The 13735-nt window shown below is 72.4% G+C and carries 7 protein-coding genes and 1 pseudogene; 2 read left to right on the forward strand and 6 right to left on the reverse strand.

Annotation, left to right across the window (positions count from 1 at the left end; genetic code table 11):
• Positions 1 to 828: 828 nt before the first annotated feature.
• A pseudogene (locus tag ACIBQZ_RS36000) lies at positions 829 to 1098 on the forward strand (transposase); the annotation flags it as partial.
• Between the two features lie 284 nt (positions 1099 to 1382).
• Here the strand turns inward: ACIBQZ_RS36000 and ligA are convergent.
• Positions 1383 to 3542, reverse strand: coding sequence for an NAD-dependent DNA ligase LigA (ligA, locus tag ACIBQZ_RS36005; protein WP_396093342.1), 2160 nt, complete (start codon positions 3540 to 3542; stop codon positions 1383 to 1385).
• Positions 3543 to 3804: 262 nt separating this feature from the next.
• Here ligA and ACIBQZ_RS36010 point away from each other — a divergent pair, with 262 nt between their 5' ends.
• A complete protein-coding gene (locus ACIBQZ_RS36010; protein ID WP_396093343.1) occupies positions 3805 to 5532 on the forward strand; it encodes a VWA domain-containing protein in 1728 nt (575 codons plus the stop codon).
• Positions 5533 to 6123: 591 nt separating this feature from the next.
• On the opposite strand, the gene ACIBQZ_RS36015 is transcribed toward ACIBQZ_RS36010, so the two are convergent.
• The 5 genes from ACIBQZ_RS36015 to ACIBQZ_RS36035 form a co-directional block, all read right to left on the reverse strand.
• Positions 6124 to 7449 carry a PHB depolymerase family esterase gene (locus ACIBQZ_RS36015; RefSeq protein ID WP_396093344.1) on the reverse strand — a complete coding sequence of 442 codons (1326 nt, stop codon included), beginning with the start codon at positions 7447 to 7449 and terminating at the stop codon, positions 6124 to 6126.
• Between the two features lie 121 nt (positions 7450 to 7570).
• Positions 7571 to 8947 carry an endo-1,4-beta-xylanase gene (locus ACIBQZ_RS36020; RefSeq protein WP_396093346.1) on the reverse strand — a complete coding sequence of 459 codons (1377 nt, stop codon included), beginning with the start codon at positions 8945 to 8947 and terminating at the stop codon, positions 7571 to 7573.
• Positions 8948 to 9034: 87 nt separating this feature from the next.
• Positions 9035 to 9538 carry a hypothetical protein gene (locus ACIBQZ_RS36025; protein WP_396093347.1) on the reverse strand — a complete coding sequence of 168 codons (504 nt, stop codon included), beginning with the start codon at positions 9536 to 9538 and terminating at the stop codon, positions 9035 to 9037.
• A 5-nt stretch (positions 9539 to 9543) separates the two neighbouring features.
• Positions 9544 to 10788 carry a GDSL-type esterase/lipase family protein gene (locus tag ACIBQZ_RS36030; protein ID WP_396093348.1) on the reverse strand — a complete coding sequence of 415 codons (1245 nt, stop codon included), beginning with the start codon at positions 10786 to 10788 and terminating at the stop codon, positions 9544 to 9546.
• Complete coding sequence (locus ACIBQZ_RS36035; protein WP_396093349.1) at positions 10785 to 13727, reverse strand: glycosyl hydrolase 115 family protein; 2943 nt, start codon at positions 13725 to 13727, stop codon at positions 10785 to 10787. The genes ACIBQZ_RS36030 and ACIBQZ_RS36035 overlap by 4 nt, the downstream gene beginning before the upstream one ends.
• Positions 13728 to 13735: the final 8 nt, after the last annotated feature.

The following is a 13735-nucleotide window of genomic DNA, read 5'->3' on the forward strand; positions in this document are numbered from 1 at the left end:
GTTCTCCGGACGACAATCGTGGTGCCATCTGCACACACCCCGTCTTGATCAACGATCAACGACAGGTGTTGCAACCACCGGCTGAGCCCAAGCTCCTCACCCCACCGTCACAAGATCGCCGCCAACACCCACCACGGCGCCACATTTGCGGTGTTTTGGGAGTAGCGGCGGCTCGGATGGTGAGACGCCTGGCCGTCTGCTGAGACGATCGGCCAGCATCCGAGACCGACACTCATCATGCGGACACCGCGTCCAGTAGCCGGGAGCACGCCTCGTGCCGGGAGCACGTCCCGTGCCGGGAACACGCCTCGTGCCGGGAACACGCCTCGTGCCGGGAACACGCCTCGTGCCGGGAACACGCCTCGTGCCGGGAACACGCCTCGTGCCGGGAACACGCCTCGTGCCGGGAACACGTCCCGGGAGCACGTCCCGTGCCGGGAGCACGCCTCGCGGCCGACGGCACCCGCAGCCGGGAGCACCGCAGCCGGCAGCACCCGCAGCCCGGCCCGCACCGCACCGCACCCCGACCGGAACGACGCTTCCCCGCACGACCGGCCGCCGATCCACCGCCACCCGCCTGCCGCCACCCACTGCCGCCACCCACTGCCGCGACGCCGGACCAGCACCGCCCGGCTTCAGCACGGCCGGGCGACAACCACCCACCCAACACGGTGCCGTCCAGCGATCCGCGTGCGGGGTCCGGGTTGAGCCAGCCGGCCTTCCCTCGAAAGGGCAAGTTGACACCGACGCGCCACCGGTCACGCAGAAGGCTCAGCCGGGTGGAGGACCGCGGGAGATCGGCACCGGTCCGGGACGGATCTGGCACACATCGAACAGACCCGGTCGAACAACCCGGGCCGCCTAACGCAGGCCGATCAGACGCAGGCCGACCAGACGCGGCCCGGACAGAACGCAAGCCGGCCAGACGCAGACCGATCAGATGAGCATTTCAGGTCCTACCTGGGACTGGCGCCGCGGGCTTCGGAGACCGGGGACAACGACCGCAAGGGCCAGCCGATGTCCAAGGCCGGGTCGAGGCTGGCAAGGGCCACTCTGATCCGCGCCGCGGACACCGCCCGCAAACAGGACCCCCAACTCGCCCGGGTCTACCACCAGCAGATGCTCGAACGCGGCGCCGGACACCTCAAGGCCAGCTGCGTGGTCGCCGGCCGGCTCGCCGAACGGCTCTGGACCGTGATGCGCCGCCGCAAGCCCTACGTCGACGGCACCTCGATCACACTCGAACAGGCACAAACAAGTCATCGCCGAGCAGTGGACCGTTACCGAGACGTTCGCCGACGACGGCGCAGCAACAAGAGGAAGGCGGGGAAGCCCCCTCAGCAAGTCCTCACAGGACTTGACAGCAAATCCTCGATGGGGAATCAGTCGAGGAAGTCTTGGAGCGACGGCTTCTCGCCGGCGGTGTGGGCAGCGAGCAGCTCCGCGAACCGTTCCGACGGCATGATGCGGACGCCCAGCTCCTCCGCCTTCGCCGCCTTCGAGCCGGCTCCCGCGCCCACCACCACCAGATCCGTGCGGGCCGAGACCGAGCCCGAGGATCTGCCGCCCAGGTTTTCGACCGCCTCGTTGCCCTCGTTCCTGGTCAGGCCCGGCACCGAGCCGGTCACCACGACGGTCATCGGCTTTCCGTCCTCCCTCCGCAGCGGGAGCGGGGCCGCCACCTCGGCGTTGCCGGAACCGGTCGCTTCGGCGGTCGTCTCGCGGCCGGGGACGCCGGGCTCGGTCATCGTGATGCCCCGGGCGATCAGTTTGTCGATGACCGGGCCGAGCTCGACCAGTTCCGCCGCGATTGTTGTCGCGCGTTCCGGGCCTACCGCTTCCACCTCCTGCAGCTGCTCGACCGTTGCCGCGCGCAGCGCCGCCATGGTGCCGAAGTGGCGGGCCAGCCGGCGGGACATGGAGCGGCCGGTCATCCGGACGCCCAGGCCGGTCAGGACGCGGGACAGTGGCTGGGCCTTGGACGCCTGGATGGCCGTCACCAGCTTGGTGGCCGACGTGCGGCCCTGCCTGTCCAGCTCGGTCAGGGCCTCCGGCGTCAGGTCGTACAGGTCGGCCGGGTCCGTCACCAGGCCGGCCGCCACCAGGCCGGCGATCACCTTGTCGCCCAGGCCCTCGATGTCCATCGAGTCGCGGGCGGCGAAGTACGACAGCGACTCCCCCGCGCCACAGGCTCTGCCCTGGGTGCAGCGCCAGCGTTTCTGGCTGCGGTCGATCTCGCCGCCGCAGCGGGGGCAGACCTCCGGCGGGGTGAACGGCTGCGCGTCGGCCCGGCGTTCGTCCAGCTTGGCGCCGGTGATCTCGGGGATCACCTCGCCGGCCCGGCGGACGAACACCGTGTCGCCGACCCGGACGTCGCGGCGGACCAGGTCGCCGAAGTTGTGCAGGGTCGCCGAGGTGACCACCACGCCGCCGACCTGGACCGGCGCCAGCACCGCCACCGGGGTGATCAGGCCGGTGCGGCCCACCTGCACCTCGATCGCGGTGAGCGTGCTGGTCCGGGTGTCGGCCGGGAACTTGTAGGCGATCGCCCAGCGCGGCGCCCGGCTGGATGAGCCGGCCCGGTCGCAGTCGCCGGGGTCGTCGGCCTTGACCACCGCGCCGTCGATGTCGAAGCCCAGCGTGCCGCGTGCCGCGCCCATCGCCGCGATGGCCGCCGACAGCTCGTCGATCGTGGCGCACTGCGGCATCCCGGTGGGGGAACCGGCGGTGGTGGCCACCCCGAGCTCCGCGACGGCGGCCATCGCGGCGGTGTGGGTCAGGCCCTCTCCCTCGGGGAGGTCGTGCACCGCGTACGCCAGGAACGACAGCGGCGCGTCGTAGGCCCGGTCCTGAGCACGCAGGGTGCCGGCCGCGGCGCTGCGGGGGTTGGCGAACGCCTGACCGCCGTGGGCGGTCCGCAGCTCGTTGGCGCGGGCGAAGTCGGCGTCGGTCATGAAGACCTCGCCGCGCACCTCGACCGTCACCGGCCGGCGCAGCTCCGCGGGGAGCCCGGCCACGAGCCGGGCCTGGGTGGTGACGTCCTCGCCGGCCCGGCCGTCGCCGCGGGTGGCGATCTGGCGCAGCCGGCCGTCGACGTAACGGGCCGCGATGGCCATGCCGTCGATCTTGGGCTCGACCGTGTAGCCGAGCGCGGGGCGGCCGAGCACCCGGTCCAGCCGGGCCGCCCAGGTGCGCAGCTCGTCGGCGTCGAACACGTTGTCGAGGCTCAGCATCGGGGTGCTGTGCTCGACGTCGCCGACGGCCACCCCGGCGCCGACCGTCACGGTGGGTGAGCCGGCCTCGGCCCAGCCCGGCTCCGCCCGCTCGGTCGCGGCGGTGCGGGCCAGCAGCGCGTCGTAGGTGGCGTCGTCCATGACCAGATCGCCGCCGGCGTAGTAGGCGGTGGCGGCCGCGCGCATCCGCTCGATCGCCGCGCGGTATTCCTCGCGCGTGCCGAACGCGCTGGCGTGGGCCGCGTCGACAACCGGGGCGACCTCGTGGTCGCGGGTGGTCAGGCCGGCGGACGGTCCCGTGCTCGACATGCTGTGCTCTCCTCCTGGCGACGCCCGGCCGCGGAAAGCGGCCGGTGGTTCTTGATACCGCAGGGGTCCGACAGAAACCCGCGATCACGGCGGCCCCGCGGTTATCTCACCCATTGCTGGTACGCGATACACGCACCGCAGTCAACGAGGGCCGGACTGAGCCTCATTTTGCAGTTGATGTGAGAATTCCGTCCGAACGTCCATGGCAATCGGATCATCGCTTGCGGAGCATGGACCCGTGCCCGGACGCCATCGAAGAACCTTGAGTATCACCGGCATCGTCGTCAGCGCGGCCACGGCCGCGCTTGTCGTCATCGGCGCCGGATCCTGGCTGGGCTACCAGCGCCTCTCCGCCGGAGACTGTTCCGGGCAGGTGCGGCTCGACGTCACCGCCGCCACCGAGATCGCCGGGGCGGTGCAGACCGCCGCGGACGCGTGGACCAAGGGCGAGGACGCCCAGGTCGACGGCGTCTGCGTGAAGGTCAACGTGGCCGCCGTCGATCCCGCCGCCGCGGCCGCCGCCATCGCCGCCAAGCACGGCGTCAGCCTGCCCAGCGTGAACGGGGGCAAGGCGGCCGTGCCGGACGTCTGGATCCCGGACTCGTCCACCTGGCTGCTGCGGGTGAGCCGCGAGGCCCCCGGCTTCGTGCCCACCGACACCGTCCCGGTCGCCGGCAGCCCGGTGGTCCTGGCCATGCCGGCGCCGGTCGCGCAGCAGCTGGGCTGGCCCGCCAAGCAGCTCAAGTGGTCGGACCTGCTCGGCCAGCTGACCGCGGGCAAGTCCCTGCGCCCCGGCATCGTCGACCCGACCCGCGACGCCGCCGGGCTCACCGGCCTGCTCGCGCTCGGCGGGGCGGCGGGCAACGACGCCGCCGGCGCGACCCGGAAGGTCCGCGCGCTGCGCGAGCTCGCGGCGAACACATCGAGCATCCGCCAGGACCTGGTGGAGAAATTCCCGCGTACGGCCGAAGAGGTCACCACCGGCCTGAGCGCGGCGCCGCTGTCCGAGGAGGACGTGCTGGCGTACAACGCGGACAAGCCGCCGATCCCGTTGGCCGCGCTCTACCTCGACCCGGCGCCGGCGGTGCTGAACTACCCGTTCGCGATCATGCCCGAGGTCGACCCGCAGAAGTCCCAGGCCGCCGCCGGGCTGCACCAGGCGCTGCGCGGCACCACGTTCCTGAACGCACTGGCCGCCGCCGGTCTGCGCGGCCCGGACGGCAAGGCGGGAGCGGGCTTCACCGCACCCGCCGGCGCACCCGCGGAGGTCGCCACCGCGATCCCCGCCGGCGGCGCCGCAGCCCAGGGCACGAGCGCCGCGGCCCAGGCCGGCACGGCGATCAGCCAGGTGCTGGGCAGCTGGGCCGCGATCACCCAGCCGGGCCGGGTGCTGGCCGTCTTCGACATCTCCGGCTCGATGCTCAAGAAGGTGCCCACGGCGGGCGGGCTGACCCGCGCCGAGGTCACCAAGCGGGCCGCGGCGCAGGGGCTCCAGCTGTTCGACGACAAGTGGGCGGTCGGCACCTGGTTCTTCTCCACGGATCTGGTCGGCTCGCAGGCGTGGCAGCCGAAGGTGCCGATCAGCCCGCTCTCCTCGGCGCGCACCCAGCTCAACGACGCGCTCAACGAGATGCAGCCGAAGAAGACCGGCGACACCGGGCTGTTCGACACGGCGCTGGCGGCCTACAAGACCGTGAAGACCGGATGGCAGGCGGGCCGGGTCAACTCGGTCATCCTGTTCACCGACGGGGTCAACGAGAACGACGGCGGCCTCACCGAGGACGAGCTGGTGGCGGGGCTGAAGAAGGCCCGGGACCCGCGCAAGCCGGTCCGCATGGTGATCATCGGCATCGGCACCGAGGTCGACCGCAACGAGCTCAAGACGATCGCGGACGCCAGCGGATCAAGCAGCGGCGTCTTCGTCGCCGAGGACCCTGCCAAGATCAACGAGATCTTCCTGCAGGCGATCGCCACCCGCACCGGAGCCTGACCCGTCCGGGGCCGGGGCAGCGCAAGCGGCGCCCCGGCCCCGGACGGTCCGGAAAGCCTTCACCACGCGCCAGGCACCGGCCAACCGGCCAAGCCCGGAAACAGCCCAGGCCCGGGAAACAGCAGGCCCGGGAAACAGCCAGGCCCGGGAAACGGCCCAGGCCCGGGAAACAGCCAGGCCCGGGAAACAGCCAGGCCCGGGAAACGGCCCAGGCCCGGAAACGGCCCAGGCCCGGGAAACGGCCCAGGCCCGGAAACGGCCCAGGCCCGGAAACGGCCAGGCCCGGAAACGGCCAGGCCCGGAAACGGCCAGGCCCGGAAACGGCCAGGCCCGGAAACGGCCAGGCCCGGAAACGGCCAGGCCCGGGAACACCCGGGCCCGGAACTCGGCCGACCGCCCGGGGGCCACGGCCGAGGAGGCCCGGCCCCGGAAAGCCCCAGCCCGGCAAACCCCGGGCCCAGACAGCATTCAGGCCCGGAAAGACCCCAGGGCCCGGCCGGAAACCCCGGCAAGCGCGCCGAGCTCCCGGCCGAACCCCGGGTAAAGCACCTGCTGCCCCGGCTCACCCGGTCCGGGACAGCAGGCGGTCCGTCAGGCGACCGCGCAAGCCGCCCCGTTCAAGGTGAACGCCGCCGGCCGTCCGCTGTCACCGGTATGCGTGGCCTGCAGACCGATGCTCGTGGACGCCCCCGTCGCCAGGCTCCCGTTGTACGACACGTTCCGGGCCGTGACCGCCCCGCTCGACCCGGTCCACGTCGCGTTCCAGCCCGACGTGATGGTCTGCCCCGCCGGCAGCGTGAAGCCGAGCGTCCATCCCGTCAGCGGCGCCCCCGTGTTGGTGATCGTGATGGAGGCTGTCAGCCCGGTGTTCCAGGCGTTCACCACGTACCCCACCCGGCACGCCCCGGACGAGGGCGGCGGACTGGTCGGCGGGCTGGTCGGCGGGCTGGTCGGCGGGCTCGTCGGCGGGCTCGTCGGCGGCACCGATGGGGTGCTGTCCAGGCCGAGGAACGTGATGGCCCGTTCGGCCATGCCCGACTGCGGCAGCGAGTGTCCCGTGTTCGCCACGCTGATCGCCTCGACCGGCGCCTGCGCGGAGGTCGAGCCGTACCGGGTCCGGGTCCAGCCCGACTGCGGGGTGTCGGTCAGCACCGGGGTCTGGCTCACGCCGTGCACGTTGGTCCACTGCTTGATCTGCTCCGCGAAGTTCGGGTAGCGCAGTGTGTCGTCGTTGACCCCGTGCCAGGTCTGCATGCGCGGCCGGGCGCCGCTGTAACCCGGGTACGCGGCGCGCACCAGGTCGCCCCACGCCTGCGGGGTCTTGGTGACCTGGCCGTTGGCGCAGGCGCTGTTCCAGCTGGAGCCGTCGGTGGTGGCGAAGCAGCCGAACGGCACCCCCATGAACGCCGCGCCGGCGCGGAACACGTCCGGGTAGTCGCCGAGCAGCACGTTGGTCATCATCGCGCCGGACGAGGCGCCGGTGACGACGGTCCGGGCCGGATCGGTGTGGTAGCGGTTCTGCACGTAGCGGACCATCGACACGATGCCCACCGGGTCGCTGTTGCCGTCGTGCCGCAGCGCGCCCGGGGAGGACACGTCGAAGCAGTTGCCGGAGCGGGTCGCCGACGGGTAGATGACGATGTAGCCGTAGCGGTCGGCGAGCGAGGCGAACGAGGTGCCCGAGTAGAACGCGGGCCCCGAGCCGGTGCAGTAGTGCACGGCCACCAGCAGCGCCGGGTTGGTGGGCAGCCGGTCCGGCACGTACAGGTGCATCCGCAGGTTGGTGGGGTTGGTGCCGAAGCCGGTGATCTCCTGGAGGGTGGCCGCGGCCGCCGGCCCGGCCGGCAGCAGGACGGAGGCGGCGAGCGCGACGGTCGCGGCGGTGACCGCGAGCAGGGTCTGTACCAGTCTCTTCATGATTCCTCAGTGGGGGGAGGTCCGGCGCGGGGGGGGGGGGGGGCCCCCCCCCCCCCGGGGGGGGGGGGGCGGGGGGGGGGGGGGGGGGGCCCCGCCCCGCGCCGGAGGTACGGTCAGCGGGTCAGGACGCCACGCAGGTCGGCGTGGCCGTGGGGCCGGTGCCGGTGCCCTGGAAGCCGAACTCGGTGCTGGAGCCGGCCGAGATCCGGCCGTTGTACGACACGTTCGCGAACCGCACCGCGCCCGTGGTGCCGGTGTTCTGGGCGTTCCAGGTGTTGGTGACCGCCGCGCCCGACGGCAGGGTCAGCGTGACCGCCCACCCGTTGACCTGCGTGGCACCGGCGGTGACCCGGACGGTCGCGGTGAAGCCGGTGTTCCACGAGTTCAGCGTCACGGTCGCCGAGCAGCCCGTGCCCGTCGGGGGCGGCGAGGTCGGCGGGGTCGTCGGCGGCGTGGTGGGCGGGGTCGTCGGCGGCGTGGTGGGCGGCGTGGTGCCGCCGTTCAGGGCGTCCAGCGTCGCGGTGTAGGCGGCCTTCTTGTTGCCGGAGCCGTCGAAGAGCAACGGGGTGCCGCTGGCCCGCCACGAGTCGGAGTCCCGGATGCCCCAGACCGTGATGCCGTTGCACCGGGCGACCGCCAGGCAGTCCTTGACGACGTTGCCGTAGGTGGTGGCCTGGGTCTGCCCCGAGCCCTCGATGTCCAGCTCGGTGATCTGCACGTCCACGCCGAGCGCCGCGAAGCTCTCCAGCGTGGTGCGGTAGTTGCCGGGGTACGGCGACCCGCTGTTGAAGTGCGACTGCAGCCCGACGCAGTCGATCGGCACGCCGCGGGACTTGAAGTCGCGGACCATGGTGTACACGGCCTGCGTCTTGGCCCACGTCCAGTTGTCGATGTTGTAGTCGTTGTAGCAGAGCTTGGCGCCCGGGTCGGCGGCGCGCGCGGCCCGGAACGCGGCCTCGATCCAGTCGTTGCCGGTGCGCTGCAGGTTGGAGTCGCGCCGGCCGCCGCCGCTGTCGGCGAACGCCTCGTTCACCACGTCCCAGGTGACGACCTTGCCCTTGTAGTAGGTGGCGACCCGGGTGACGTGGTTGAGCATGGCCGAGCGCAGCGCGGAGCCTTCCATGCTCTGCATCCAGCCGGGCTGCTGGGAGTGCCAGGCCAGGGTGTGCCCGCGCACCTTCATGCCCTGGGCGGCGGCGTGGTTGACGATCCGGTCCGCGTTGGTGAAGGTGAACTGGTTCTGCTGCGGCTCGGTCGCGTCGATCTTCATCTCGTTCTCGGGCGTGACCGAGTTGAACTCCCGGTTCAGGATCCCGACGTAGGTGCTGTCGCTGAGCTTGTTCGCCGCGACGGCCGTGCCGAAGTACCGGCCGCTGGCCGCCGCGGAGGCGCCCAGGGTCGTGGCGGCGTCGGCGCTGGGCGCCATGAACAAGGTCAGGCTTCCGGCCGCGGCACCGGCCGCGATCAGGGCGAGAGTGGTGCGTAGTCGCTTCGACATGGAGGACGCCTTCCGAGGGGGACGGGGAGTGGGAGCGCTCCCATTTTGAGCCGGTCCAGGGGTCAAGGGAATAGACCGGCGTGATTCTTATCGGGACAGGGAACGGGCGATGCCCGCGGCGGTCGCCGCGCCGTGGTACTTGCGGACCAGGTGCAGGCACAACTCCAGGCCGGGCGGACCGGCCGCGGCCGTGAAGATCGGGTCGTCGTCGACGTACCGCACGCCGGGCGCCAGCCGCACGCGCGGATAGCGGCGGCGCAGCTCCTCGGCGTGCGCCGGGCAGGTGGCGACCGCCCGGCCGTCGAGCAGGCCGGCGGCCGCGACGGTGAACACGGCCTCGCCGACGGCGAGGATCCGGCAGCCGCGCACCACCGCTTCGCGCAGCGCGGCCGCCTCGTCGGCGGTGATGGTGTCGGCCCCGCGCCGCACCGGCGGGGCGATCGCGAGGATGTCGGCATCGGCCAGCAGGTCGATGGCGCCGGCCGTCGCGAAGGCCAGGTCGAAGATCGGATGGGTGAAGACCTCACGGTACGTGGACAGCCGCGCCGGCAGGGCCGACAGCGGCGGCAGCAGCACCGCCACACTGGTCATGCTCCTCATCGGAACCACCGCCCCGGCACCGCGTCGGCGAGGGCCTGGTAGCCGGCCGGGTTGAGGTGCAGGTGATCACCGGTGTCGAACAACGGGTTCAGCTGCCGGGGCGCCGCCGGGTCACGGACCGCGGCGTCGAAGTCGGCGACGCCGTCGAACCGCCCGGCGCCGCGGATCCACTCGTTGAGCCGGGTCCGGGTGCGCTCGCGCAGGCCGTCCGGGTCGTCGTAGCCGGTGTTGCCGCCCAGCGGCGTCAACGTGGCGCCGTAGACCCGCAGGTCACGTGCGTGCGCCCGGGTGATGATCTGGTCGTGGGCGAACACCAGCTCGTCACCGACCGCCTGCTGAGCCGCCGGCGTGGCTGCCGCCGTACCGATGTCGTTGACGCCCTCGAAGACGATCAGCGCGACCGCACCGCCCACCGCGAGCACGTCGCGGTCCAGGCGGGCGAGGGCGCTCGGCCCGAGGCCGTCCTGCAGCACCCGGTTCCCGCCGGCGGCCTGGTTGAGCACCGCGTGCCGGCCGCGCAGCCGCTCGTTGAGCCGGTCCGGCCAGCGGTCGTTGCCGTTGGTCGTCGAGCCGCGGCCGTCGGTGAGCGAGTCGCCCAGGACGATCGTCGCCGAGAGGTCGGCCGGGGCCAGCACCTCGACGCCGCTGATCAGGTACCAGTGGTCGGTCGCGGTGGCGCCCGGCAGGTCCACGGCCTCGTGGTGGTCGCCGCGCAGCAGATGGGAGGTGGTCCGCGAGCCGGGATGCGAGGTCACCGAGGTGGAGGCCTGACCGGTGGCGAGATAGGCCGTCACCGTCAGCTCCCCGGCGACCGGCATGACGACGGGGTCCGAGACGACCTGCGCGCCGATCGGCACTGTCACCGACGGTCGTCCGCCGAAGGTGACCGGGCGGGAGGAGCCCGGCTCGATCGCCGCGACCCCGGCCCGGCCCCCGGCGGGCCGGGCCAGCGAGACCGCGGTGAGGGGCAGCGGGGCGCCGCCGAAGGCGTTGGAGAAGCGGACCCGGACGGCCGAGCCGGCGACCGACGGGTGCACGGTCTGCCGCAGCGTGGCGTCGACCAGCACCGAGTCCGTGCCGGTGAACGGCGCCGGCGGCAGGTTGTGCGGCTCGGTGAGCTGCGGCATGGCGACCCAGGTGGGCAGCCAGCGGCGGCCGGGACGCGACCCGCGGTGCTGGAGCGCGGTGGCGACGGAGACCGCGGCGGCCCCGCCGAGGCCGAGCAGCGACCGGCGGTTCACCGGTTCACCTGCCGGCTCTCCGGCGGGCCGAGGTAGCTGTACGGCACGCCGCCGGTGTCGACCTCGAGGCGTTGCACGATCACGGTCGGATCCACCATCCAGAACTTGAGGGTGTGCGTCCCCGCGGCGGCCACGGTGTGCGTCGTGGTGGTGCGGTTGACGTTGTCGGAGGTGTTGCGTTCCCACTGCTTGTTCATGGTCGTGTCGTCGGCGCCGGTGGCCGTGGTGATGTTCACCGTCTGCGGCGGCTGGTCGTCCAGGCTGATCGCGTACTTGAGGCCGTCGGTCGGGCGGGTGTTGTTGCGCGGCGACAGCACCGCGGTCACCTGGACCGGGCCGGTCGTGGTCAGGGTCATCGCGTACTCCAGGCGGGCGCCTTCGCCGCCCAGCGGGGTCAGGCCGTTGCCGGTCTTGCCGATCTCCGGCAGCAGCCGCCAGTCGCCGACCTTGCGGGTGTAGTGGTCGGCCTCCATCGCGACGTAGCCGTTGGCCTCCACGAAGCCCTCCGGCCGCAGCACCGGGTTGTCGATCGGCGCCCGCACGACCCGGCTCGCTCCCGCCCCCGTGACGGTGAGGGGCACGGTCGTGGTGCCCTTCGGCGCGCGCCGCCAGTCCACCCGTACGGTGGCCCGGACCTGCTCGGTGACCGTCCCGGCGGCCGGCGTAACCTGCACCCACGGCACGGCCGAGGTGATCGTGTACGGGAACGGCGTGGTGCCCTTGTTGTAGACCTCGATGAACTGCTGCGGCTGCGCCTGGTACGGGCTGAACGCCGGCAGCGTCTCCGGGTCCCCGCCGTCGAGGTCCACGCCCAGCTCAGCCTGAGCCGGCACCTCGATCCGCTTGAGGTACGGGTAGATCTCGTCCGGCAGCGCCACGTTGTCCTTCTCCGGCTGCTGCCACGGGGCGTTGGGGCCGTACCGGGCCACGTTGCCGTAGCCGATCTTGGGCTGGAGCTGCCAGTTCTTCCACTTCCCGCCGGCCAGTCCGGTGTTGTAGTACGCGTTCAGCGCCTGGTCGTCGGCGAACCGGGCCTCGGCGAGGTCGGCCAGCCGGTTGGTGGCGGCGCGCCCCTGCCCGGCGTACCGGATGTTGGTGAACTCGGCGAGCCGCAGCGCGTAGAGGTTCGCGGTGGCCTTGACCTGGTACCAGACGAGCTGGAAGTAGGCGTCCTGCCAGGCCGCCGGCACCTTGGCCTTGATCTTCTCGGCCCGGGCGGCGAGCGCCTGCCACTCGGCGGTGACCCGGTCGATCTCGCGGTAGTCGGTGAGGCTGAACGGGCTCGCCTCGTCGTCGTAGGTGATCACCTTGGTCGCGGGGTCGATGGTGATGCGCCGGTTGAGCAGCTCGGGCTTGCGGCGCGACTGCAGGTGGCCGTAGTCGCCGAGCACGCCCGCGATCTCGCCGGCCAGCGCCGGGCCGAAGTTCTGCGCGGCGTAGCCCCGTTCCCACTCCCCCAGCCCGCCGAGCGGGAACGGCTTCCACGCGTAGTCGAGGAAGAGCTGGGTGGGCTGCTCCTCGTTCTTCAGGTCGCCGACGTTGACCATCCAGAGCCGGTCGACCCCCGAGCGGTACGCGAGGTTCAGCTGCTCCCAGGTGTTGGTCAGGTTGACCGTGTCGGCCCACTTGTAGTTGCGGCCGCCGCCGACGTAGTCGAAGTGGTAGTACAGGCCGTAGCCGCCGCTGCGGGCCGGCAGCGAGGCGTCCGGCAGCTTGCGCATGTTGCCCCAGTTGTCGTCGCAGAACACCACCGTGACGTCCTCCGGCGGCCGGTAGCCGCGGTCCCAGTAGCGCTGCACCTCCTTGTAGAGGGTCTGCACCTGGGGCGCGCCGATCAGCCCGGTGTCGCGCAGGATCTGCCGCTGGGTGTCGATGATGGAGCTCATCAGGTCGATGCCGTCGCCGTCGGGCAGGCTCACGTCGCCGTTGCCGCGCATGCCGAGCGTGACGACACCCTCGATCTTCTCGCGGGCCATCCGCTCCGCGCCGTCCCGCCAGTACGCCTTGATCGCGTCCGGGTTGCGCCGGAAGCTCCACTCCCGGGTCCCGGCCGGATGCCGGTTCCACTCCTCGATGCCGCGCATCATCGGCGCCTCGTGCGAGGTGCCCATCACCACCCCGTAGAAGGACGCGGTGGCGTGGTTCTGCGGGTCGTCCTCGGCGAAGGCCCGGCCCCAGACCGCCGGCCACAGGTAGTTGGCCTTCAGCCGCAGCATCGTCTCGAAGACCTTGGCGTAGTAGGCCGCGTTGAGCCCGCCCGGATAGCCCGGCGCCTTGCCGGGACCGAAGTAACCGGGCGCCCAGGTGCCGGTGGCCGGGTTCTCGTCGTTGATGAAGAAGCCGCGGTACTTCACCGCCGGCGTGCCCTGGGTGTGCCGGCCGGGCAGCAGGTACACGGCGTCCCGGTGCGCCACCGGCACGTCGTCGAAGAACCGCCACGGCGAGACGCCGATCCGCCGGGACAGGTCGTAGACGCCGTAGATGCTGCCGCGCTGGTCGCTGCCGGCGATCACGAACGCCCGCCGGACGCCCGGCAGCGGGTTCTCGACGATCTGCTGGAGCGAGGTCTCCCACTTGCCGGCGACGCCGCGCACGTCGAGCTTGCCCGCGGCGACCAGCCGGTCGATCAGCGGGCTCTTGCCGATGGTGCCGACCAGTACCGGGTCGCGCCGGCCGCCGGGCACCTTGTCGAGCCCGACGGCCGGCTTCACCCCGGTGACCGCGGCGATGTCCGCCTGCAGGTCGTCGACGACCCGGATCACCCCGGCGTGGTCGCCGGCGCTGACCACCAGCGGGGCGCCCACCAGCGGGAAACGGTCCCGGCCGGGCCGCGAGGACACGTAGGAGTCACGGTCGTCGGCCGCCGGGACCCCGGCGGTCGCCGGGGCCGCGACGAAGAAGGGAGCGGCCAGGGCCGCGAGAGCAAGCAGGAGTCTCATCGGTACGC

Source organism: Actinoplanes sp. NPDC049599 (assembly GCF_044465625.1).
Classification (GTDB): domain Bacteria; phylum Actinomycetota; class Actinomycetes; order Mycobacteriales; family Micromonosporaceae; genus Actinoplanes.